Genomic DNA, 20330 nt, shown 5'->3' with positions numbered 1-20330 from the left:
CGGGGCCTTTTTTTTGACAGGCGCGGCGGCGCGGGTTACTTCAGGGCCGGACGCAAGCGGGGAAACGGCAACGGCATGAACGCAGCACCCATCCAACGCGTGGTGATCGTCGGCGGCGGCACGGCCGGCTGGATGACGGCCGCCCTGCTCGCCCGGGCGCTGGGCAAGGCGGTGCAGATCCGCCTGATCGAGTCGGACGAGATCGGCATCGTCGGCGTGGGCGAGGCCACCATCCCGCAGATCCGCCACATCAATGCGTTCCTCGGCATCGACGAGGACGACATGCTCAAGGCCACCCACGGCACGTTCAAGCTGGGTGTGCAGTTGAACAACTTCGGACGGCTCGGCGACTCCTACCTGCACGCCTTCAGCGACATCGGCCTGCCGCTGGGGCTGATCGGCTTCCATCACTACTGGTTGCGGAACCGCCGGCGCGATCCCGACAGCGACCTGTGGGCCTACTCGCTCAACACGCAGGCGGCGAACGAGCACCGCTTCGCGCGCATGGAGAAAGTCGGCGACACGCCGCTGGGCGGCATCAAGTACGCCTACCACTTCGACGCCGGCCTGTACGGCCAGTACCTGCGCAAGCGCTGCGATCCGGCCGTGGTCACGCGCACCGAAGGCAAGGTGGTGGAGGTGAAGCTGCGCGAGGGCGACGGCTTCATCGAATCGGTGCGACTGGCCAGCGGCGAGCGCATCGAAGGCGATCTGTTCATCGACTGCTCGGGCTTCCGCGGCCTGCTGATCGAAGGCGCGCTGCACACCGGCTACGAAAGCTGGCAGCACTGGCTGCCGTGCGACCGAGCGATGGCCGTGGCCTGCGCGCGCAGCGAACCGCTGTGGCCGTACACCCGCGCCACCGCGCGCAACGTCGGCTGGCAATGGCGCGTGCCGTTGCAACACCGCACCGGCAACGGCCTGGTCTACGCCAGTGCGCACCTGAGCGACGACGAGGCCGCCGCGACGCTGCTGGCGAACCTCGACGGCGAGGCGATCGGCGAGCCGTGCCCGCTGCGCTTCACCACCGGCATGCGGCGCCACGCCTGGCAACGCAACTGCGTGGCGCTGGGCCTCGCCGCCGGTTTCATGGAGCCGCTGGAATCGACCAGCATCCACCTGATCCAGTCCGGCATCAGCCGGCTGCTGGCAATGTTCCCCGACCGCCAATGCGATCCGGTGCTGGTCGACGAGTACAACCGCCAGACCCGCTTCGAATACGAAAGCATCCGCGATTTCCTGATCCTGCATTACAAGGCCACCGAGCGCGACGACACGCCGTTCTGGCGCCAGTGCGCGGCCATGGAGATTCCGCCCGGACTGGCCCGCAAGCTGACGCTGTTCCGCGGCCACGGACAGATTTTCCGCGAGCGCGAGGAACTGTTCACCGAAGTCGCCTGGCTGCAGGTGATGATCGGCCAGCGCATCGAGCCGCAGGCGTATCACCCGCTCGCCGACGCACTGGATGCGACGCAACTGGATGGCTTCCTCGGCGACATCCGCACCCTGGTCGGCCGCGCCGCCGCCAGCATGCCCGACCACGCCCGCTTCGTCGCCGACCACTGCCGCGTCGACCCCTAGAAGGAGACCTCGCCATGCCTCGATCACGCCTCGCCCTGCTCGCCTTGCTCGCCCTGCTCATCGCCGGCCCGGCAATCGCCGCCACCAGGCCGGCACCCGCGGACACGAAGCCGGCCGCCTCCGACGTGTGGTACGAAATCTTCGTGCGCAGCTGGGTCGACACCAATGGCGACGGCATCGGCGACTTGAACGGCGTCACCGCGAAACTCGATTACCTGCAATCGCTGGGCGTCAGCGGCATCTGGCTGATGCCGATCAATCCCTCGCCCAGCTACCACGGCTACGACGTCACCGACTACCGCGGCATCAACCCCGAGTACGGCACGCTGGCCGACTTCGACCGCCTGCTGGCCGAGGCGCACAAGCGCGGCATCAGGATCATCATGGACCTGGTCATCAACCACAGCAGCAGCGAGCACCCGTGGTTCAAGGCCGCGCGCGATCCGGCCAGCCCGTACCACGACTGGTACCAGTGGTCGAACAGGCACACCGATCTCGATGCGGTGAGCGCCACCGGCTCGCCTGCGTGGCACGCGCTGGGCAAGCAGCACTACCTCGGCATCTTCGTCGACCAGATGCCGGACCTGAACTTCGACAACCCGGCCGTGCGCAAGGAGATGATCGACATCGGCCGGTTCTGGTTGAAGCGCGGCGTCGACGGCTTCCGCCTCGACGCGGCCCAGCACGTCTATTACGACTTCGAGAACCAGCGCCACGACCCGAAGATCCTGGCGAAGAACCTCGCCTGGTGGAGCGAGTTCCGCCACGGCATCGACAGCGTCGATCCGCAGGCTTATGTCGTGGGCGAAGTCACCCGCGACACCGAGGCCGAGCTGGCGCCGTGGTTCAAGCCGCTCAGCGGCGTGTTCAACTTCCCGCTGGCCGTGCAGCTGATCGAAAGCGCCCGCAGCGGCCACGCCGGCAAGCTGCCCGCCCTGCTCGACGGCACCACCCGGGCCTATCACGCGGTCACCGGCAAGTACGGCGTGGACGTGCCGTTCCTGTCCAACCACGACCAGGAACGCGTGATGAGCCAGCTGCACGACAACCCGCAGCAGATGCGTATCGCCGCAGCGATGCTGCTCACGCTGCCCGGCGAGCCGTTCATCTACTACGGCGAAGAACTCGGCATGCGCGGCAAGAAGCCCGACCCCGACCTGCGCGAGCCGATGCGCTGGTATCGCGATCCGCAAGGCACCGACCAGACGCACTGGAAGGCTTTCAGTGCCGGCGACGGCCCGGACATCACCGTGCAAGCGCAGCAGGATGATCCGCACTCCCTGCTGACGCGCTATCGCGAACTGATCGGCTGGCGCCGTCACATCGGCGCCTTGCGTGATGGCGCGCTGACCACGCGCGACTTGGGCAACCCGCAATTAATCGCGTGGGAGCTGCGTGATGCGCACGGTGCGGTGCTGGTGGTGCACAACCTGTCCGGCAGCGCGCAAACCATCCGGCTCGCTGCGCACGACCTGCAACGCTATGCCGGCGTGCGCGCCCGTACCGAGGACGCGACTACGCTGGCGCAAGGTGTGCTGCACCTGCCGGCGTACGGCTCGGCGGTGCTGCAAACGGCATCGGCCAGCACCAAGTGAATCGCGAGAACCGCCACCACGGCAGGAGCCCGCTCGCGGGCGATGCTCTGGCTTTGCCGGATCCCGAACCCGCCATCCTGAGCTTGTCGAAGGACCGAATCCCGAATTCCGGCCCAAGAGCATCGCGCGCGAGCGGGCTCCTGCGGAAGGGACATGGCTCCCACTCGAACGCAAGCCTGCACCGACCCCACTGCGGAGCCCACTCATGATCCGATCGTCCGCCCTGCTCGCCGGCATCTTCGCCACGATGCTCGCGCTCGCCCCAGCCGTCCCGGCCATGGCCAAGGCACCCACCACCTCCTCGACAACGAGTGAGCGCATCGACATCCCCACCGACACCGGCAGTGTGCGCATCACCCTGCCCGCCGCCAACGTCGTGCACCTGAGCGCGCTCGTCGACGGCAAGTCGCCGGCACGTTCGATGGTGATCGACCCCGCGCTCGCATCCGCGCCGACCGGCGCCGGCGAAGCGACCACGGCGCTCACGCTCGACTCGCCGCAGGTGCGCGTGCGCTACGACCGCGCCGCGCACAGCCTGTCCATCGCCGACGCGCAGGACCACGTGCTGCTGCACATCGCCGACGTCAGCGCGCTGGCGCACGGCAAGCTCAGCCTCGGCCACGCGGCCGGCGATCCGATGTATGGCGTCAGCGGCTACGACGCCTTCACCAGCGATGTCGGCGCCGGCATGCTGCGCCAGGGCAAGCTGGAGGCCAAGGCCGGCGAGCAGGGCTGGGCCGGCGCGCCGCTGGCGTGGAGCACCGCCGGCTACGCCGTGCTGGCCGACATCGACGGCGGCCACTTCACGCTGGCGCCCGCCAGCATCGACATCGCCGCACCCGAGGCGGCGCCGCTGGATGTCTACGTGATCGTCGGCGCGCCCAAGGCGATCTTCGCCGCGGTCGCCGACTTGAGCGGCCACACGCCGCTGTTCCCGAAATGGGCGATGGGCTTCACCAACAGCCAGTGGGGCATCGACCAGAAGGAACTCCTGCAGATCGTCGACACCTACCGCGCCAGGCACATCCCGATCGACAACTTCACCCTCGATTTCGACTGGAAGGCCTGGGGCGAGGACAACTACGGCGAGTTCCGCTGGAACCCCGCCAAGTTCCCCGACGGCCCCGGCGGCGCGCTGGCGAAACAGCTGCACGCGCGCGGCATCCAGCTCACCGGCATCATGAAGCCGCGCCTCCATGTCGACACGGTGGAGGGACGTTACGCGACGGAGCACGATTTCTGGGTGCCGGGCGAGAAAGTCAGCGACGACTACTTCTCGCACAAACCGGTGAAGAACATCGACTTCGACATCCCCGCCGCGCGCACCTGGTTCGCCGAGCTGGCGATGAAGTACGGCTTCGACCAAGGCATCGTCGGCTGGTGGAACGACGAGGCCGACACCACCGGCAGCGACACCGAGTTCATGAACATGCAGCGTGCCTTGTATGAGGCACAGCGCGCGCAGAGCAAGCTGCGCGTGTGGTCGGTCAACCGCAACTTCTGGCTTGGCTCGCAGCGCTACGCCTACGGCCTCTGGTCGGGCGACATCGACACCGGCTTCGCCAGCATGGCCGGCCAGCGCGCGCGCATGCTCAGTGCGATCAACGTCGGCGCCATGCAATGGGGCATGGACGGCGGCGGCTTCAAGGGCCACCCGTCGAACGAGAACTACGCACGCTGGATCCAGTTCGGCGCGTTCACCCCGATCTTCCGCGTGCACGGCGCGTTCGACGAAAAACGCCAGCCCTGGGTCTACGGCCCCGTCGCCGAGAAAGCCGCCACCGCGGCGATCCGCCTGCGCTACGCGCTGATCCCCTACATCTACAGCTACGAGTACGCCCGCCACGTCGACGGCGTCGGCCTGGTGCGTCCGCTGCTGTTCGACTGGCCGCACGATCCGAAGGTCGCCAACGACGTCGACAGCTGGCTGTTCGGCGATTACTTGCTGGTGTCGCCGGTGGTCGAGCGAGGCCAGACCGAGAAATCCATCTATCTTCCGGCCGGCCACTGGCTCGACTGGTTCAGTGGCAAGGCCTACACGGGCGGCCAGACCATCTCGCTGGCGATCGACGCCACCCACTGGAGCGACATCCCGCTGTTCGTGCGCGCGGGCGCCATCATCCCGACCCAGCCGGTGATGGATTACGTCGGCCAGAAACCCGTCACCGAAGTCTCGATCGACGCCTTCCCCACCAACCAGCGCACGAGCTTCGACTACTACGACGACGACGGCAGCACCTACGCCTACGAACACGGCGCGTACTTCCGCCAGTCGCTTTCCCTGCAGCAACATGGCGACACCGTGACCTTCCGGACCGGCAACCCCGAAGGCAGCTTCCACCCCGCCCTGCGCACCTGGCTGCTGAAGATCCACGGCCACACCGCACAAGCCGTGCAAGTCGACGGCAAGCCGCTGGCCGCACAAGCCGACGCCGCAACCCTGCAACGCACCGACACCGCAGGCTGGGCCACCGGAAGGGATCGCTACGGTCCGGTGACGTGGGTGCGCCTGCCCGCCGGCAAGACAACGACGGTCACGCTGCACGACCGGCGATAAGCGCACAACTTCCCCGGTCACGCCCACGAAGCACGCCCCCGAACGGCCGAAGGACCGGCCAGGCGGGCATCCTGACAAACGGCCCATCGAGCTTTGCTTCCGCGGGGACGGCGGCATCTTCGGACCGCCTCGGAACATCCCGCCCCCCGTCGCGGCCGCGAACCGGCGCGCCGGAACGAAAGGCATACAGTTTCCGCCAAACCAAGCGCAGACTCTGCGCCGCCGTTACACCGTCATGCGTGCTCCGGCAATTCATGCCGGCCCGAAAGTCGCTGACAACAACGGGAGATGCCCACACCCTGCCCCGCCTGCCATGCACGCAAACCCCTGTTCCAACGCGAGAATCGTCTGCTTGTGCGAGCAGGGGCACCGCCGCATACTCTGAGCAACACCCACTTTGTTGGGTCTACTTGGCGGTTAGGCCTCATGGGGAGCATCTCGGTGGGTACCGCATTCTGGATCAAGCGCTTTTTTACCGTTCTCGTTGGCGCGTTCGTCATCATCGGCGCAGCGCAAATGCTCAAAGGCCATGATTTGTCTTACTCCGTGACTCAAGCTGCAATATGGGGCGCCATCACGGCAATCGTGTTCACGGTGGGCAGACTCTATCAATCTCGTAGAGGTCAGCACTGCGCAATCTGCAAGGACACACCAGAAATGCAGCAGGGTGATCGCGGCAGCGATGCCTGACCGTTCGTTCAAGGCGGACGGATTCGCTGCCTCTCAACTCCAGCGTTAGGCATAGGGATGCTGTCTGATGAGTACTGAGGCCATATTGGGCATTGGCGTCGCCTTGGTGATCGTGGTCGGCTTCATCGGCAAGCTCATTCCAAAGCGCATGCCGCCCTCCAAGTCCTTCAAGTGTGGTCGCTGCGGTGTACAGGCACTTCACACCAACCGCACTGCAGAGGCATGGCGCAATGGCAAGACAAAATTCTTCTGTCAGTCTTGCCACCACAAGTGGCTCCAGTCGCATCCGCCGCAAGAGCACGAGTCTTATGGTGTACGTGGTTCGTCAGGGCGGGGCTCTGGATGTCTGGGCGTCGTGGTGCTGTTTGCGCTAGTTCCAATAGGCACGTGGGCCGTCTGGGCCTATGTCTGACAGCTCGTTCAAGACGGACGGCTTCGCCGCCGCTTAACTCCAGCGTCATCGCACAGGAGAGTTCGCAATGGACACGAAGAGAATCCTTTCTGGCCTCGCCGCGGCGGCTGTATTCGGTCTCGTAGCTGGTGAGCTGATATCCTTGGCCAACTTCACCTTTAATCCCCTTCTGCAATCGATTGTTCTGGGCTTCCTCGCAACCACGATCGGTTCCTTCATAGCGCGTCGGGGTTTTGTCTTTCCCGCGCTCGGCTTGTGGTTCGTGGGCTGGCTTCTCGTCGTCTGTCTCCTCTACTTCATCGCCGCACCGGCTGGTCAGGCGTCTTTCTTGGCTATTGCTCAAATCAACCTGCTCGGCATTGTGTTGTCCGCACTGGCAGTAGTAATTGGTGTATTCGTTGGTCAGGCTCTTGCCAAGCGCGCGCAGCGCAGTGCGCCAGCTATCTAACATTTCATTCGCGGCGGACGGCTTCGCCGCCGCTCAATTCCAGCGTTAGAGCCAATGAAAGCCATCTTGCTCGCCACCATTGCAGCAATTGCGATCCAGCCTTTCGTTCTGTTTGCGTGGTTCCTTTTGCCAGTACTAATAGCTGGCGGCCATGTCTCTCCAAACGAGTTGTTCGGTATCCCTATGTTTGCTGCGGTTCTCGCCGTGCCATTCGTCGTCGTTGTTGGCGTTCCTTCGCTCCTGCTTCTTCGGCACTTCAAGTACCTGTCGTGGTGGTCTCTCGGCACAATTGGTTTGGTTGTCGCTGCGCTCCCGGTAGCCGTCTATGGTTGGTCCGAGTACGCTGGATTTTCGTCGGGAGGTAACTGGTACGGCACACCAGTAGACTTCGTTGTAAACGGTCAAAAGACTTTGTATGGCTGGCTCAGCTACGCACAAAGCGTTGTGTTCTTCGGGTTGCATGGCTTCGCGGGTGCGCTGGCGTTCTTCTTCGTTTGGCGTCGCGCGTTGGGTTCTAACCACCCATTCGGGGCGGACGGCCACGCCGCCGCTCAACCCAAGCGTTAGGGGTCATGTGGAAGATTCTCGCAGCCGCAGTTCTTCTAACCGGACTCGTCGGTTGCGGGACCTTGCGTGATCACCAAATGAACCGTTCGATGGTTCGCTCGCGCGAGGCGGCATTGGCCAAGATCGACCCTGAAGAATGTCGGGCTAAAAATTCATTCAAGCCGAAGCCGCTTCGCGGCTCGGCTCAATTCAGGCGTTGGCCGGCAGCTCGTGCCGGTTTGCCGTATCGCGTGCTTCGCCCAGCTTCGCGCCGGGTTCAACTCACGCGCAAGTCATCAGCCCGAGACTGCAATGACGTCGAGACCGTCCGCTGCCACCGACTGCTTCATCGTCCTGTATCGCTGGCGTCTGCATGCCGGCGCCGAGGACGACTTCGTGCAAGGCTGGTCCCGCATCACCGAGTTGCTTCGGTTGCGCGGTTCGCTCGGTTCTCGCCTGCATCGCGGTTCCGACGGCCTGTGGTACAGCTATGCGCAGTGGCCCAGCGCGCAGGTGCGCCGCGACATCTTTGCGCTCGGTCCTCTCGACGAGGAAGCCAGCCGCCGGATGAAGGCCGCCATCGCGGAGAGCCTTCCGGAGATCACGCTCGACACAAGGGCCGACTACCTCGATGCACTGCATCGCGAGGGCATCTGAAATGACGCGGCAGCCATGGACGGCCTGCACGCCAGCGGGATTCCTGCGGGCCTGATTCTTGCTGCAGTTTGCGCGGCACGTTCGCGAAGCGCGGCTCCGGTGCCGCCTTTCGCGTGTCAACTGGATGCATCGCGCACTCTTTCTCACCCCTGCGACGATCCTCGTCCGCTGCCTCCTGCCCGCCTGCCTTCTCGCCATCCCGGCGCGGGCCGCGATGAAGGCGGGGAGCGAACCGCGGCCTGCGGCGAACCCGGGACAGGGTTCGCGGCAGGCCGCGGAAGTTGCACTACGGACTCAGTGCTGCGCATCCGCGCTGGCACCGGCGTCGCCGTTGGCTTGTGCCGAGGCGGAGAGGCCGCCGCGGGCCGAGCCGTGGGCGTTGGCGTGGCCGCCGGCGTTGGCCGAGCCGTTGCTTTGGGCGGCCGGGCCGGCGTTGGCGTCGGTGGTGCCGTGGGCGGCGCCGGAGCCGGAGACGTCAAGCGATGCATTGCCGGCGCGGCGTGCGGCATCCGCTGCTTGGGGTAGCAGGCCCGACGACGGGGGCGTCGAGTCATTCGACGGCTGTTGCGCGGCGTCCGTGGTTACCGGGCTGGTCCGCGCCGCGTTGCCTGCGGCAGCCGCGCCGAGCGAGCCGTCCGCGCTGACCGACTGGGCGCCGTTGGCGATCGCCCTCCCGGCGGTGTCCAGGCCCGCGCTGGCCGCGGCTTCGGCGTTCGCCGGGGCGCTCTGCACGCGATCCAGCGCGTTGCGGGTTCCGCGTTTGGCCGTCGAGACGGCTGAACGCGTCGAGCCGGCGGCCTGACCGGCGGCATCTGTGGCGGCCTGGCGCGGACCGCTGGCGTCGATGGCGCCATTCACGGAAGAACCCAGTTCGCCTGCACCATTCAATACCGCGTTGCCGTTGCCGGCGGGGTTGGCGGCGACCGAGCCGGCGAGGCTGCCGGCCGCACCCGCGCCCGCCTGGCCGTTCACCTGGCGAGTGGCCTGCGCGGCGGCACCGGTGGCCGCATCGGCGGCTGCCGCGGCACGCTGGTGCGGCGCGCGACGTTCGGCGGCACGGGGGTTCACGTCGGGAGCATGGAGATTGCCCATGCCGCGGGCGGCGCCGTCGATGCGACCACCGATCTGGTCCATGGTGGTCGGCATGGAACCGCGCAAGCCACCGCCGATGCCACCACCGAGCGCGCCGCCCAGCACCTGGGCATGCACCGGTATCGCCGTGGCGAGCGCAAGCGTGCCGGCGAGCAGGCCGATGGTGACAGTCTTGTTGATGAGAGTCGTGTTGCGCATGGTAGGACCTCCTGCCAGCGGACGATCCGCGGCTTCCAAGGTCCTGTACGTCGCTGCCGGGGGAATCCTTCCGTACCTGCCAGTGACGCTTGGGCGGCGTTCAGTTTCAGGGCGACAGCAGGCCGTAACCGTAACGCGGGTCGCGACCGCGGGCGCCGAGCGGGCGCGCTTCGCCGATCAGCTGCTGCTGCACCTGGGCCGCGGCGCCGGTGCGCGGGGCTTCCAGCAGTCGCGCCGCTTTTCGCGCCACGATCGGCGCCGCGAACGAGGTGCCGCGCAGTGCGTTGCGGCCGCTGCCGACCACCCCGGACGCACAGAAATCCACCTGCTCGCCGCTGCCGGCTTCGGGCAGCACACGGTCGTGCGCGTCGACGCCGCTGACGCCGATCACGTCCGGGTACGCCGCCGGATACAGCGGTGGCGCCGCGGGGCCGTCGTTGCCCACGGCGCTGACCAGCACGTGGCCGCGGGCGATCATCGCCTGCACTGCACGCGCGAGCACCGGGTTGTCCGGACCGACCAGGCTGATGTTGATCACCGCCACGTGCTCGCGCGCCATCCACGCCAGCGCGTCCACCAGTTTCGAGGTGGCGCCGCCGACCGCATCGCCGCACCACAGGTCGGCGGCATACAGCGTGTCCGCATCGCCGGCGACGAGGCGCGCGGCGACCGCCGTGCCGTGCCGCGACGGATTCGCCGTGGTGCAGCCGTGCCGCTCGATGCGCGCGTGCGCCAGCGCGGGATCGCCGGGATCGACGCCGCCGTCGATCAGCCCCACGCGTTGCGATGGCGCAACGGACGACGGCGCCGCTGCCGTCGCGACGCGGGCCGCGTCGCCCTCGCCGGCGGGCAGGTACAGGTGCTGGTAGGTGAACGCTGCACCCGGCGCGGCTCGCTGCAGGGCGCGCAGGGCGCTGGACGTGCGGCGGTCGCGGGTGTCGTGCAGCACCACGAAGTCCAGCCCCAGCGTGGCATCCGCCGGCGTTTCGCGATCCACCACGAAACCTGCTGCCTGCACGGCATCGCGTTGCGCCGTCGACAGGCCGGTGGCGAGGAATTCGCCGCGCAGGACCGGCGCGCCGTGCGGGTCGATGTCGACGCGCCGAGGCTCCCTGCGCCGCAGCGTCTCGATCTGCACTTTTCGCGTGAGGGCGAGCGGGCCGCGCAGCAGGTCGTCGACGCTGTGCAAGGGCGCAACGGGATCCAAGCCGGGCAGACGCGCGCCGGGCAGTTGCACGTTCGGCAATCCTTGCACCGGGCCGAGCACCTGCGCCTGCGCAGGCGCCACGCCGATCGAGGCGATGGCCAGCAGCAAAACGAACACGGCGGACGGACGGCGCATGGGCATGGCCAACGGCCTCGGGAGCAACGGGGCCGGATGCTAGCATGGGTCCGCTTTACGCCCTCGAACCGCGCCGACGCGCACGAGGGATGGAATCCACCCCTCCAGACGTAATGGAAGGTGATGCGTGAATTCGAGCGACGCCGTGCGCGAAGGACTGATCCCGCTGTTGCCGCGCCTGCGCCGGCTGGCGCGGGCGCTGGCCGGCCAGGCCGCCGACGCCGACGACCTGGTGCAGATCGTGCTGGAGCGCGCGCTCGCTCGTGCCGCGCAGTGGCGGCCGGATGCCGCGCTGGATCGGTGGGTGTTCGCGATCGCACGCAATGCCTGGCGCGACGAACTGCGCGCGCGCGGCCGTTCGCAGCATCTGTTCGCGCCGGAGGAAGCCGGCGAGATGGCGGCCGACCGCGCCAGTGCGCAGCCGGCGCAGCAACTGGAACTGGCGATGGCGCTGGCGGCGCTGCCGCCGGACCATCGCGAAGTGGTGGCCCTGGTGCTGGTCGAGGGCATGTCCTACGGCGAGGCCGCCGAGCTGCTGGAGGTGCCGGTGGGCACCGTCACCAGTCGCCTGGCTCGCGCCCGCGCCACCTTGCAGGCCCACCTTGGGAAAGAAGCATGAACGCGATCGACGACGACACCTTGCAGGCTTACGTGGATGGCGAACTCGACGCCGACGCGGCCGCGCGCGTCGACGCCGCGCTGGCGCACGACGCCGTGCTCGCGCACCGCGTGCAGCAGGCGCGTGCCGTGCGCGCGCAACTGCATGCCGCGTTCGACCCGGTGCTCGACGAGCCGGTGCCGGCGCGGCTGTCCGCCTTGCTGCAGCCGCCCGCCGCGCCGGCGCTCGCCGGTGGACGTCATGCGCACGCCATGCATCGCCGCGCACCACGGCGCTGGTATGTGGGCGCCGCGCTGGCCGCGTCGGTGGCACTGCTGGCCGTGGCCCTGTGGTGGCCGCGCGCCGGCGGCGACATGCTGCGCATGCACGGCGGCCAGTCGTTTGCCGCCGGTCCGCTGGAGCAAGCGCTGAATCATGCGCTGGCAAGCGAACCGGAAGCAGATGCGCAGGTGGCGATCGGCCTGAGTTTCCGCAGCAACGACGGGCACATCTGCCGCAGCTTCGTGCTGCATCGTGCACCGGCGCGCGCCGGGCTCGCCTGCCATGGTGACGGCGGCTGGAGCGTGCCCGTGCTCACCGCGGCGCCCTCGCCCGGGGACGACGGCGAACTGCGCCAGGCCGCCAGCGACTTGCCGATCGCGGTGCGCGCCGCGATCGACGCCCGCTTGCGCGGCGAAGTCTTCGATGCGAAACAGGAGCGCGCAGCGCGCGACGCCGGCTGGCAGTAACCGTGCAGCCCATCACGCGGACTGCGCGACTGCGGCCGTCGACGGTCTTGCATCGCCGGTCCGCTGCCGTGCAGGCTAGGCAGCGCCCGACCGTCGGCCGGCCGCCACCTTCCAATGCGGAGACATACGCCATGTTCAGTCACGTGATGGTCGGCTCGAACGACATCGAACGGGCAAAGCGCTTCTATGACGCCGTGCTGGGTACGCTGGGAGCGGGCCAACCGCACCGCGACCGGACCGCCACCGGCCACGACCGCCTGTTCTATCGGCACGACGGCAACACCTTCTGCGTGAGCGAGCCGATCGACGGCGGCGCGGCAACGTTCGCCAACGGCGGCACGATCGGCTTCAAGTGCAACTCGCCCGAACAGGTGCGCGCGTTCCACGACACCGCCGTGGCCCACGGCGGCACCTCGATCGAACAGCCGCCAGGGCTGCGCGAAAGCGGCTTTGGCGCGCTGTACCTGGCCTACGTGCGCGACCCCGACGGCAACAAGCTGTGCGCGAGCCATCGCGTCAGGCGGGAGGAGTGAGAGCGGGCGAGAAGATGTCTTGTGCCGAGCCGCGCGGAGAGCCCGGAAGGCCCAGTAACGTCATCCCAGCGAACGCGGGAATCCCTGGTGCGCCCCGCAAGATCAAGACGAATTCCCGCGTTCGAACTTCCTTTCGTTGAAACGCAGGAGCACGCATGAACCAGACCGCGAACGCCCCCGACCACCACACTTCGCGCATCGCCCGGCCACGCTGGGTGGCCACGGTGATCCGCCATCCCTCGGCGATCCTCCTGCTGGTGCAGCTGGCCGGCTTGCTGCTGTATCCGTTCATCGAGCAGACGCATTCGGCGCGCGCGTTGTTCGGCGCGTTCGGTGTGGTGGTGTTGCTGCTGACGATCGCGATGGTGCAGCGCACGCGCGGACGCGGCTGGGTGAGCCTGGCGATCGCGGTGCCGGCAGTGGTATTGAACGTGATGGGCCTGACGCTGGAGCTGCCGGCGCTGCGGCCCTGGTGGGCGGCGCTGGAGGCGCTGTTCTACTTCTACGCGGCCGGCTGCCTGATCGCGTACATGCTGGCCGACCGGCGCGCCACCACCGACGAGCTGTTCGCCGCCGGGGCCACCTTCACCCTGCTGGTGTGGGCGTTCACCTATCTGTTCGTGTTGTGCCAGACCCTGCAGCCGGGCTGTTTTTCCGCGGCGGTCGACCCGCAGGCACCGCGCACGTGGACCGAGCTGCTGTTTCTGAGTTTCGCGCTGATGTCGAGCACCGGCATCGGCGACGTCATCCCGATCACCGTCCACGCGCGGGCGGTGGCAAGCCTGGAGATGTTCGTCGGCGTGATGTATCTCGCGCTGGTGGTCTCGCGGCTGATCGGGCTCACCATCGCTCCGTCGGCAGCGGGCGGCAAGCGCGGAGAATCGTGATTTTTCGACCGGATGAGGAGGTTCGCATGAACGCGCCAGACGCCACCCGCAAGCCGCTGATCACGCGACCGGCGCAGGGCCGCCGCTACGACATGGGCCGCATGCGCGCGGTATTCCATGCCGATGGCGCGCAGACTGCCGAGCGCTACTCGCTGTCGGAGTGGTGGCTGCAGCCGCGCACCGGCGGGCCGGGCAGCCATGCCCATGACGACGACCACATCTATTACGTCCTCGCCGGCACGCTCAGCGTCTGCATCGACGGCGAGTGGGCGCCGGCGCCGCGCGGCAGCTGGGTGCTGATCCCCGGTGGCACGCCGCACGATTTCGAGAATCGCGACGCCGCCGAATGCGGTTTCCTGTGCATCAACACGCCCGCCGGCTTCGAACGGAAGATGCCCGAACTGGCGGCCTGGTTTGCCGACAACCCGCTGGGCGACGCCCGGTCCGGTTGACTCGCGCCGGCCGGGCGGACGGGGCTCACTGGACGTCGCACGCCGACTGCAAGATACTGCGGCAGTCGGCACGTAAACGTTTACATCGCGCGCCCCGACCCCACCGACCCAAGCTCCGCTGACGACGAGGAATCCCCCGATGCGCCTCCCGGCCGCCTTCCGCCATTTCCTGCTCGGCCTGTGCGCCAGCGCCTTGCTGGTTGGCTCCGCCCTCGCGGCCACGCCGGCCACCGTGCAGATCCGCGTCGACGCGCAGGCCGCCGGCACGCCGTTCCCGCACTTCTGGGAAACCATGTTCGGCTCCGGCCGCGCCTCGCTGTCGCTGCGCGACGATTACCGCAAGGACCTGGACGCCGTGCGCGAGGCCACCGGCCTCAGCTACATCCGCTTCCACGGCATCTTCGACCACGACGTGGGCATGGTGAACCGCGACCCGGACGGCTCGATCCGCTACAACTTCTCCTACATCGACCAGATCTACGACGGCCTGCTCGAGCACGGCGTGAAACCGTTCATCGAGCTGGGCTTCATGCCGCCGGAGCTCACCTCCGACCCGAACGAGCTGCAGGAGTTCTGGTATCACCCCAACCGCGCGCCGCCGAAGAACTACGCCGAGTGGGACGCGATGATCACCGCCTTCGCCCGCCACCTGATCGCGCGCTACGGCATCGACGAGGTGGCCAGCTGGTACTTCGAGGTATGGAACGAGCCGAACATCGGCTTCTGGGCCGGCGAGCCGAAGCAGTCCACCTACTACACCCTGTACGACCACACCGCCCGCGCGCTGAAGGCGGTGAGCCCGCGCCTGCGCGTCGGCGGCCCGGCCACCGCACAGGGCGCGTGGGCCACGGATTTCCTGGCGCACACCAAAAAGAACAACGTGCCGGTCGATTTCCTGAGCACCCATGTCTACGGCGACGACACCGCGCAGAACGTGTTCCACAGCGACGAGCACATCCCGCGCCGCGACATGGTCTGCCGCACGGTGGACAAGGTGCACAAGGAGATCCTCGCCTCGCCCTACCCGCAGATGCCGCTGGTGTTCAGCGAGTACAACGCCAGCTACGCCAACCTGCCCAACGTCACCGACACCGTGTTCATGGGGCCGTGGATGGCCAACACGATCCGCGAGTGCGCCGGCAAGATCCAGATCATGAGCTACTGGTCGTTCTCCGACGTGTTCGAGGAACAGGGCATCGTGCGCAACCCGTTCTACGGCGGCTTCGGCCTGATCGCCGCGCGGCGCATCCCCAAGCCCGCGTTCAACGCCTTCGCCATGCTGCACAAGCTGGGCGACCGCCAGCTGAAGTCGGATTCGGATTCCGCTCTGGTGACGAAGCGCGACGACGGCACCGTGGTGCTGGCGCTGTGGAACTACGCGCCGCCGGTGGGCGACACCGCCAGCTACACGCCGGGCAAGCCCAAGGGCACGAACAAGCACTTCAGCGTCGACGTGCGCCATCTCGCCGCCGGTGCCCGCGCCACCGTGTGGCGGCTGGACGAAAACCACGGCAACGCGGTCGCCGCGTTCGACCAGATGGGCCGCCCCGACTTCCCCAGCCGCGCGCAGATCGCGGCCTTGCGCAAGGCCGGCGAGATGGCGCCGCCAGAGCGCGTCGAACTGCGCGACGGCAAGTTGCAACTCGATATCCCGCCGCAGGGATTGGTGGTCGTCGAATTGCGCTGAGGTCCGGGAACCGGGCCGCTCTCGCCAGCGGGCCTGGCGTCGCGACCCGGGCACGCGGCATGCGTGCCCGGGGCTTCAACCGCCGACCGCCACCGGCTCGCCGGCCCGGGTTTGCTGCCGCTGCGCGTACTCGCGGCACAACTGCTCGACCAGCGCCCGGTGGTCGGGCAGATCCTGCAGCGCGCGCCCTGCCACCTGCTGGATCATCGCGAACTCGCGCCGCGCTTCTTCCATCTGCGGCCAGGCGCTGCGGGCGTGCTCCAGGTCGGTCCTGAACTCCATGCCATAGAGCACGTACTGCCAGCTCGCCGGCATGAACATTTCCAGGTCGGTGACGAAGTCCAGCCGGTGCGGCGGGCGACGCCGCCACAGTTGCAGGCGATCGCGCAGCGTCTGCGGAATGCTGGCCGGGTTGGCGTTGTCGATCCAGAACGCCGAGTCACGCCGTTGCGACAGGCAGTAATGCATCTTGATGAAGTCGATGATGCGCTCGTAGCGCGCCACCATCATTTCGTTGAAGCGCCGTGCCGTGCGCTCCATGTCGTCGTGATCGGCCGGGAACAGGTGGGTCAGCATGCACACCGCCAGCTCGACCAGCGCGATGCCGGTGGATTCCAGCGGTTCCACAAAGCCGCCGGCCAGCCCGACCGCCACGCAGTTCCCGCGCCAGTGTTCCGGGCGGTAGCCGGTCTCGAACTGCAGGTGCTGGGCTTCGAGCGCATCGGCCGCCGCACCGACGTAACGGCGCGCGATCTCCTCGGCCTGTGTGGCATCCATGTGCCGGGACGAATAGACGTGGCCGATGCCGCGGCGCTTCTGCAGGCCGATGTCCCAGACCCATCCCGCCGGCTGCGCCGTGGCCCGGGTATACGGCAGGATCGGCGTGTCCGGTGCCGGATACGGCACCTGCAAGGCCACCGCGCGATCGACGAACAGCACGTCGCGGCGGCTGCGGAACGCCGATCGCATGGCGCCGCCGATCAGGCTGCCGCGCAGGCCGGTGCAATCCACGTAGAGGTCGGCCGAGAGCGCACCGAGCTCGGTGGTGACCACCTGCGCGATATTGCCCCGCTCGTCCAGCTCCGTGCGTTCGACCGTCGCCAGATGGCGCTTCACGCCCAGGCCTTGGCCGTGCTCGGCCAGGGTGGCGGCGAAGGCGGCCGCGTCGAAATGGTAGGCATGGTTCATCGGTGCCTGGTAATCGGCATCGGAGGCGTGCTTTGGTGCGCGCCCGTGATCGACCAGCCGGCTCTGCATGGTCACCGCTTCGGCGAACGGCGTGCCTTCGGGGGCGGCGCCCAGCAACCAGTAAGGCAACAGCTCGGGACTGCCCGGCCGATGGCTGGGCGTGTTGAACGGATGGAAGAAACGATCCGCGCCGGGCATGCCCGGCGGCCGCACCCAGTTGACGTACTGAATGCCCTGCTTGAACGTCGCCGTGGCGCCGACCAGGAACCGGCGTTCGTCCAGGCCGATCGCCGCCAGCGTGCCCCGGATCGAGGGAAAGGTCGCCTCGCCCACGCCGAGCAGGCGGATGTTCGGCGACTCGACCAGCTCCACCTGGACGCTGTCCGGCGCCGTGCTGTTCATCGCCTTGGCCAGGTAGCAGGCGGCCAGCCAGCCGGCCGTGCCACCCCCGACGACCAGCACCTTCTTGAGACGTGGCATGGATTTTCTCCCCTGCTGCCATGCAGCAAGCAAATTCGCGATATTCGCAGTAGCATCCGAATTGACAGCGCTGTCATATTGAAGTTGACAGCGCTATCAATCAGCCTACCGCAAGCTCACGATATTGGGGAGAGGGAGACCATGAAACTTCGCTATTCCGCGCTGTACATCGCCGTGACCGCTGTATTTGCATCGGCCGCGGTCCACGCGGCAGGCCAGCAGGCAAGCCAGCCGACGGAGAAAGCTCCCTCCGCCAGCAAGGTCAAGAACCTGGATGCCGTCCAGGTCACCGCGACCAAGCGCGAGACACCGCTGCAGAAAACCCCGGTCGCCATCACCGCGATCGGCGGCGACACGCTCGACAAGGAGCGCGTCATGACGGTGCAGGACCTGACCAAGCTCGTCCCCGGCCTGCAGGGCACCTCGCAGGGCGACCACGGCGTGGTCACGCTGACCCTGCGCGGCATCGGCAACGACAGCGCCAAGACCGAGTACGCCGACCCGGAAGTCGCCACCTTCGTCGACGGCGTGTACACCCCGCGCGCCGAGGCCGCCGCCAGCCTGCTGCTGGACATGGACAGCGTGGAAGTGCTGCGTGGCCCGCAGGGCACCCTGTGGGGCCGCAACTCCACCGCCGGCGCGATCAGCTTCAACACGGTCAAGCCCGACATCGATGGCGGCTTCTACGGCAACGGCAGCATCGGCCTGGGCAACTACAACCAGAGCGGCGTGCGCGCGGCGGTGAACCTGCCGATCAGCGGCACCTTCGCGATGCGCGTGGCCGCCGTGCACGAACAGCACGATGGCTACGTCGACTACCAGAACCCGGTGGGGCAGATCCCGACGCTGGCGCAGCAGCAGGCCAACTATCTCGCCTCCGGCGGCGATCCGGCCAATTTCCGGCCGATCGACACCAACCTGTTCGTGCAGAAGGGCCCGAAGTACAACTCCCAGGACCAGTCCGCCGCGCGCGTGAGCGCCCGCTGGCGGCCCAGCGACAGCTTCCTGTGGGATCTGTCGTACGAGTACTTCAAGGATCGCGGCACGCCGGGCATGAACCTGATGCAGCATCCGCGTGCGGGGCAGGATTTCTGGTCCGCGCTGATCGACGTGGCGCCGTACCTGGACCGCAGCTCGCACTCGGTACGCAGCCGGATGGACTGGGTCATCAACGACAACCTCGAACTGACCTACGTGGCGGGCTTCAACCGCTACTCGGGCAAGAGCGACTTCGACCAGGACGGCGGCGTCAACGTGCCGACCAGTTTCACCACCAACGGCGTGTACCAGGAAGACCGCACCAACCATTCCAACTATCTCAGCTCCAGCCACGAGTTCAACCTCAAGTCCCGCGGCGACAACACGCTGGACTGGATTCTCGGCGCGTACTACGAGCACGAGAACAACAACATCCGCTTCGACATCCCGATCATGAACGGCACCCAGCAGGGCACCGTCAGCTGGCAGGGTTCCTTCATCCAGCCGGAGGAACGGGTCACCGCCACCGCCGCCTTCGCCCAGGCCACCTGGAACATGAGCGACAGCTGGCACCTCACCGGCGGCGCGCGCTGGTCGCACGACAAGCGCGATAACCGCGGCGGCGTCAACTGGGGCTGGGCCTACGACCCGGCCTACCCGCAGCAGCCCATCTCGCCCGGCCAGCAGCCCGGCGACGTCGGCTTCGCCATCAGCCAGCACAACGACGCCACCTACAGCAAGAGCAAGCCCACCTGGCTGCTGCGCATCAACCATGACGTCGGCGCCAACAGCATGATCTACGCGAGCGTATCGACCGGCTACAAATCCGGCGGCACCCAGGACGGCGGTGCCCTGTACCAGCCCGAGACGCTGACCAACTACGAGATCGGCGCCAAGCTCGCGTTCCTCGACGGCCACCTGACCTGGAACAGCGCCGCGTATTACGAAGTGTTCAAGAACTACCAGTTGTCGGCACCGGTCACCTATCCCGATGGTTCGCACGGGCTCGGCTTCTCCAACGTCGGCGGCAAGACCAAGGTGGCCGGCTTCGAATCGGAGCTGGCCTGGCAGTCGACCAACGACCGCGCCAACCTCGTGCTGTCGGTGATCCCCGAGAAGAAGCTGGGCACGGAGAAGTACGCCGCCAGCAACGACTACTACGTGCCGACGATCTGCCCGCCGGAGTCGACCATCAGCAACAACTGCATGGACATTTCCGGCAACGACCTGCCGCACGCCCCCAACGTGTCGCTCACCGCCATCTACGAGCACGACTTCGTGCTGGGCAGCGGCGGCCGCCTGACGCCGCGGATCAGCGCGCAGTACCAGAGCGCCCAGTGGCTCAGCTGGTTCAACTTCGGCGCCGGCGACAAGCAGAAGGCCTACGCGCGCGGCGATCTCTCGCTGCGTTACACCGAGCCCGGCGACAAGTGGTACATCAACGCCTACGTGCAGAATGTCACCGACGGCAAGGTGAAGAGCAACGCGGCAGGCAGCACCCTGCTCGCCGACGGCAGCGTGGCATTCACCTCCCAGTACCTGCCGCCACGCACCTACGGCGTGCAGTTCGGGTTCTGGTTCTAAGGAGCCATTCGTTTCACCGGCGACAGGCCCCTCCCCTGCGGTCGCCACTGGATGCCCCGGCAACGGGGCATCCTTT

At 67.4% G+C, this 20330-nt stretch carries 18 protein-coding genes; 15 read left to right on the top strand and 3 right to left on the bottom strand.

The window, feature by feature from the left end:
- Positions 1-75 precede the first annotated feature (75 nt).
- The 8 genes from ACVCL3_RS15255 (at position 76) to ACVCL3_RS15220 (ending at position 8486) form a co-directional block, all read left to right on the top strand.
- Positions 76-1581: a tryptophan halogenase family protein gene (locus ACVCL3_RS15255; protein ID WP_447099858.1), complete on the top strand. Its 1506-nt coding sequence runs from the start codon at positions 76-78 to the stop codon at positions 1579-1581.
- A 14-nt stretch (positions 1582-1595) separates the two neighbouring features.
- Positions 1596-3176, top strand: coding sequence for an alpha-amylase family glycosyl hydrolase (locus ACVCL3_RS15250; RefSeq protein ID WP_447099857.1), 1581 nt, complete (start codon positions 1596-1598; stop codon positions 3174-3176).
- Positions 3177-3381: 205 nt separating this feature from the next.
- On the top strand, positions 3382-5733 hold the full coding sequence (locus ACVCL3_RS15245; protein WP_447099856.1) for a glycoside hydrolase family 31 protein: 2352 nt from the start codon (positions 3382-3384) through the stop codon (positions 5731-5733).
- Between the two features lie 441 nt (positions 5734-6174).
- On the top strand, positions 6175-6423 hold the full coding sequence (locus ACVCL3_RS15240; protein WP_447099855.1) for a hypothetical protein: 249 nt from the start codon (positions 6175-6177) through the stop codon (positions 6421-6423).
- Positions 6424-6490: 67 nt separating this feature from the next.
- Positions 6491-6835 (top strand): hypothetical protein, encoded by a 345-nt coding sequence (locus ACVCL3_RS15235; RefSeq protein WP_447099854.1) that lies wholly within the window; start codon positions 6491-6493, stop codon positions 6833-6835.
- Between the two features lie 67 nt (positions 6836-6902).
- On the top strand, positions 6903-7283 hold the full coding sequence (locus ACVCL3_RS15230; RefSeq protein WP_447098299.1) for a hypothetical protein: 381 nt from the start codon (positions 6903-6905) through the stop codon (positions 7281-7283).
- 54 nt (positions 7284-7337) lie between these two features.
- Positions 7338-7850: a hypothetical protein gene (locus ACVCL3_RS15225; RefSeq protein WP_447099853.1), complete on the top strand. Its 513-nt coding sequence runs from the start codon at positions 7338-7340 to the stop codon at positions 7848-7850.
- 291 nt (positions 7851-8141) lie between these two features.
- A complete protein-coding gene (locus tag ACVCL3_RS15220) occupies positions 8142-8486 on the top strand; it encodes an antibiotic biosynthesis monooxygenase (protein ID WP_395119908.1) in 345 nt (114 codons plus the stop codon).
- 294 nt (positions 8487-8780) lie between these two features.
- Here the strand turns inward: ACVCL3_RS15220 and ACVCL3_RS15215 are convergent, their stop codons facing one another.
- On the bottom strand, positions 8781-9776 hold the full coding sequence (locus ACVCL3_RS15215; RefSeq protein ID WP_447099852.1) for a hypothetical protein: 996 nt from the start codon (positions 9774-9776) through the stop codon (positions 8781-8783).
- A gap of 106 nt (positions 9777-9882) precedes the next feature.
- A complete protein-coding gene (locus tag ACVCL3_RS15210; protein ID WP_447099851.1) occupies positions 9883-11118 on the bottom strand; it encodes a S8 family serine peptidase in 1236 nt (411 codons plus the stop codon).
- 127 nt (positions 11119-11245) lie between these two features.
- Here ACVCL3_RS15210 and ACVCL3_RS15205 point away from each other — a divergent pair, with 127 nt between their 5' ends.
- The 6 genes from ACVCL3_RS15205 (at position 11246) to ACVCL3_RS15180 (ending at position 16024) form a co-directional block, all read left to right on the top strand.
- Positions 11246-11737 carry an RNA polymerase sigma factor gene (locus tag ACVCL3_RS15205; RefSeq protein ID WP_136257897.1) on the top strand — a complete coding sequence of 164 codons (492 nt, stop codon included), beginning with the start codon at positions 11246-11248 and terminating at the stop codon, positions 11735-11737.
- Entirely contained in the window at positions 11734-12465 is a 732-nt protein-coding gene (locus ACVCL3_RS15200; protein WP_447099850.1) for an anti-sigma factor family protein, read from the top strand. Before ACVCL3_RS15205 ends, ACVCL3_RS15200 begins: the two co-directional genes overlap by 4 nt.
- A 131-nt stretch (positions 12466-12596) precedes the next feature.
- Positions 12597-12998 (top strand): VOC family protein, encoded by a 402-nt coding sequence (locus tag ACVCL3_RS15195; RefSeq protein WP_136257895.1) that lies wholly within the window; start codon positions 12597-12599, stop codon positions 12996-12998.
- A gap of 155 nt (positions 12999-13153) precedes the next feature.
- Entirely contained in the window at positions 13154-13885 is a 732-nt protein-coding gene (locus tag ACVCL3_RS15190) for an ion channel (protein ID WP_447099849.1), read from the top strand.
- Positions 13886-13911: 26 nt separating this feature from the next.
- Positions 13912-14337 carry a cupin domain-containing protein gene (locus tag ACVCL3_RS15185; RefSeq protein WP_447099848.1) on the top strand — a complete coding sequence of 142 codons (426 nt, stop codon included), beginning with the start codon at positions 13912-13914 and terminating at the stop codon, positions 14335-14337.
- Positions 14338-14476: 139 nt separating this feature from the next.
- A complete protein-coding gene (locus ACVCL3_RS15180; protein ID WP_447099847.1) occupies positions 14477-16024 on the top strand; it encodes a GH39 family glycosyl hydrolase in 1548 nt (515 codons plus the stop codon).
- A 75-nt stretch (positions 16025-16099) separates the two neighbouring features.
- Here the strand turns inward: ACVCL3_RS15180 and ACVCL3_RS15175 are convergent, their stop codons facing one another.
- Entirely contained in the window at positions 16100-17692 is a 1593-nt protein-coding gene (locus tag ACVCL3_RS15175) for a tryptophan halogenase family protein (RefSeq protein ID WP_447099846.1), read from the bottom strand.
- Between the two features lie 141 nt (positions 17693-17833).
- Between ACVCL3_RS15175 and ACVCL3_RS15170 the strand changes: the two genes are divergently transcribed.
- Positions 17834-20254, top strand: coding sequence for a TonB-dependent receptor (locus tag ACVCL3_RS15170; RefSeq protein ID WP_447099845.1), 2421 nt, complete (start codon positions 17834-17836; stop codon positions 20252-20254).
- The last annotated feature ends 76 nt before the right edge of the window (positions 20255-20330 follow it).

The organism is Rhodanobacter sp. UC4437_H4 (assembly GCF_052978425.1).
Note: the sequence above shows the minus strand (reverse complement) of the source record. Positions and strands in the feature narration are given on the sequence as shown.

What these genes read in the sequence shown, in the direction of transcription:
- ACVCL3_RS15255 (WP_447099858.1), top strand. Translation starts at nt 76, where the DNA reads ATGAACGCAGCACCCATCCAACGCGTGGTGATCGTCGGCGGCGGCACG.
- ACVCL3_RS15250 (WP_447099857.1), top strand. Translation starts at nt 1,596, where the DNA reads ATGCCTCGATCACGCCTCGCCCTGCTCGCCTTGCTCGCCCTGCTCATC.
- ACVCL3_RS15245 (WP_447099856.1), top strand. Translation starts at nt 3,382, where the DNA reads ATGATCCGATCGTCCGCCCTGCTCGCCGGCATCTTCGCCACGATGCTC.
- ACVCL3_RS15235 (WP_447099854.1), top strand. Translation starts at nt 6,491, where the DNA reads ATGAGTACTGAGGCCATATTGGGCATTGGCGTCGCCTTGGTGATCGTG.
- ACVCL3_RS15230 (WP_447098299.1), top strand. Translation starts at nt 6,903, where the DNA reads ATGGACACGAAGAGAATCCTTTCTGGCCTCGCCGCGGCGGCTGTATTC.
- ACVCL3_RS15225 (WP_447099853.1), top strand. Translation starts at nt 7,338, where the DNA reads ATGAAAGCCATCTTGCTCGCCACCATTGCAGCAATTGCGATCCAGCCT.
- ACVCL3_RS15220 (WP_395119908.1), top strand. Translation starts at nt 8,142, where the DNA reads ATGACGTCGAGACCGTCCGCTGCCACCGACTGCTTCATCGTCCTGTAT.
- ACVCL3_RS15215 (WP_447099852.1), bottom strand. Translation starts at nt 9,776, where the DNA reads ATGCGCAACACGACTCTCATCAACAAGACTGTCACCATCGGCCTGCTC.
- ACVCL3_RS15210 (WP_447099851.1), bottom strand. Translation starts at nt 11,118, where the DNA reads ATGCGCCGTCCGTCCGCCGTGTTCGTTTTGCTGCTGGCCATCGCCTCG.
- ACVCL3_RS15200 (WP_447099850.1), top strand. Translation starts at nt 11,734, where the DNA reads ATGAACGCGATCGACGACGACACCTTGCAGGCTTACGTGGATGGCGAA.
- ACVCL3_RS15195 (WP_136257895.1), top strand. Translation starts at nt 12,597, where the DNA reads ATGTTCAGTCACGTGATGGTCGGCTCGAACGACATCGAACGGGCAAAG.
- ACVCL3_RS15190 (WP_447099849.1), top strand. Translation starts at nt 13,154, where the DNA reads ATGAACCAGACCGCGAACGCCCCCGACCACCACACTTCGCGCATCGCC.
- ACVCL3_RS15185 (WP_447099848.1), top strand. Translation starts at nt 13,912, where the DNA reads ATGAACGCGCCAGACGCCACCCGCAAGCCGCTGATCACGCGACCGGCG.
- ACVCL3_RS15180 (WP_447099847.1), top strand. Translation starts at nt 14,477, where the DNA reads ATGCGCCTCCCGGCCGCCTTCCGCCATTTCCTGCTCGGCCTGTGCGCC.
- ACVCL3_RS15175 (WP_447099846.1), bottom strand. Translation starts at nt 17,692, where the DNA reads ATGCCACGTCTCAAGAAGGTGCTGGTCGTCGGGGGTGGCACGGCCGGC.
- ACVCL3_RS15170 (WP_447099845.1), top strand. Translation starts at nt 17,834, where the DNA reads ATGAAACTTCGCTATTCCGCGCTGTACATCGCCGTGACCGCTGTATTT.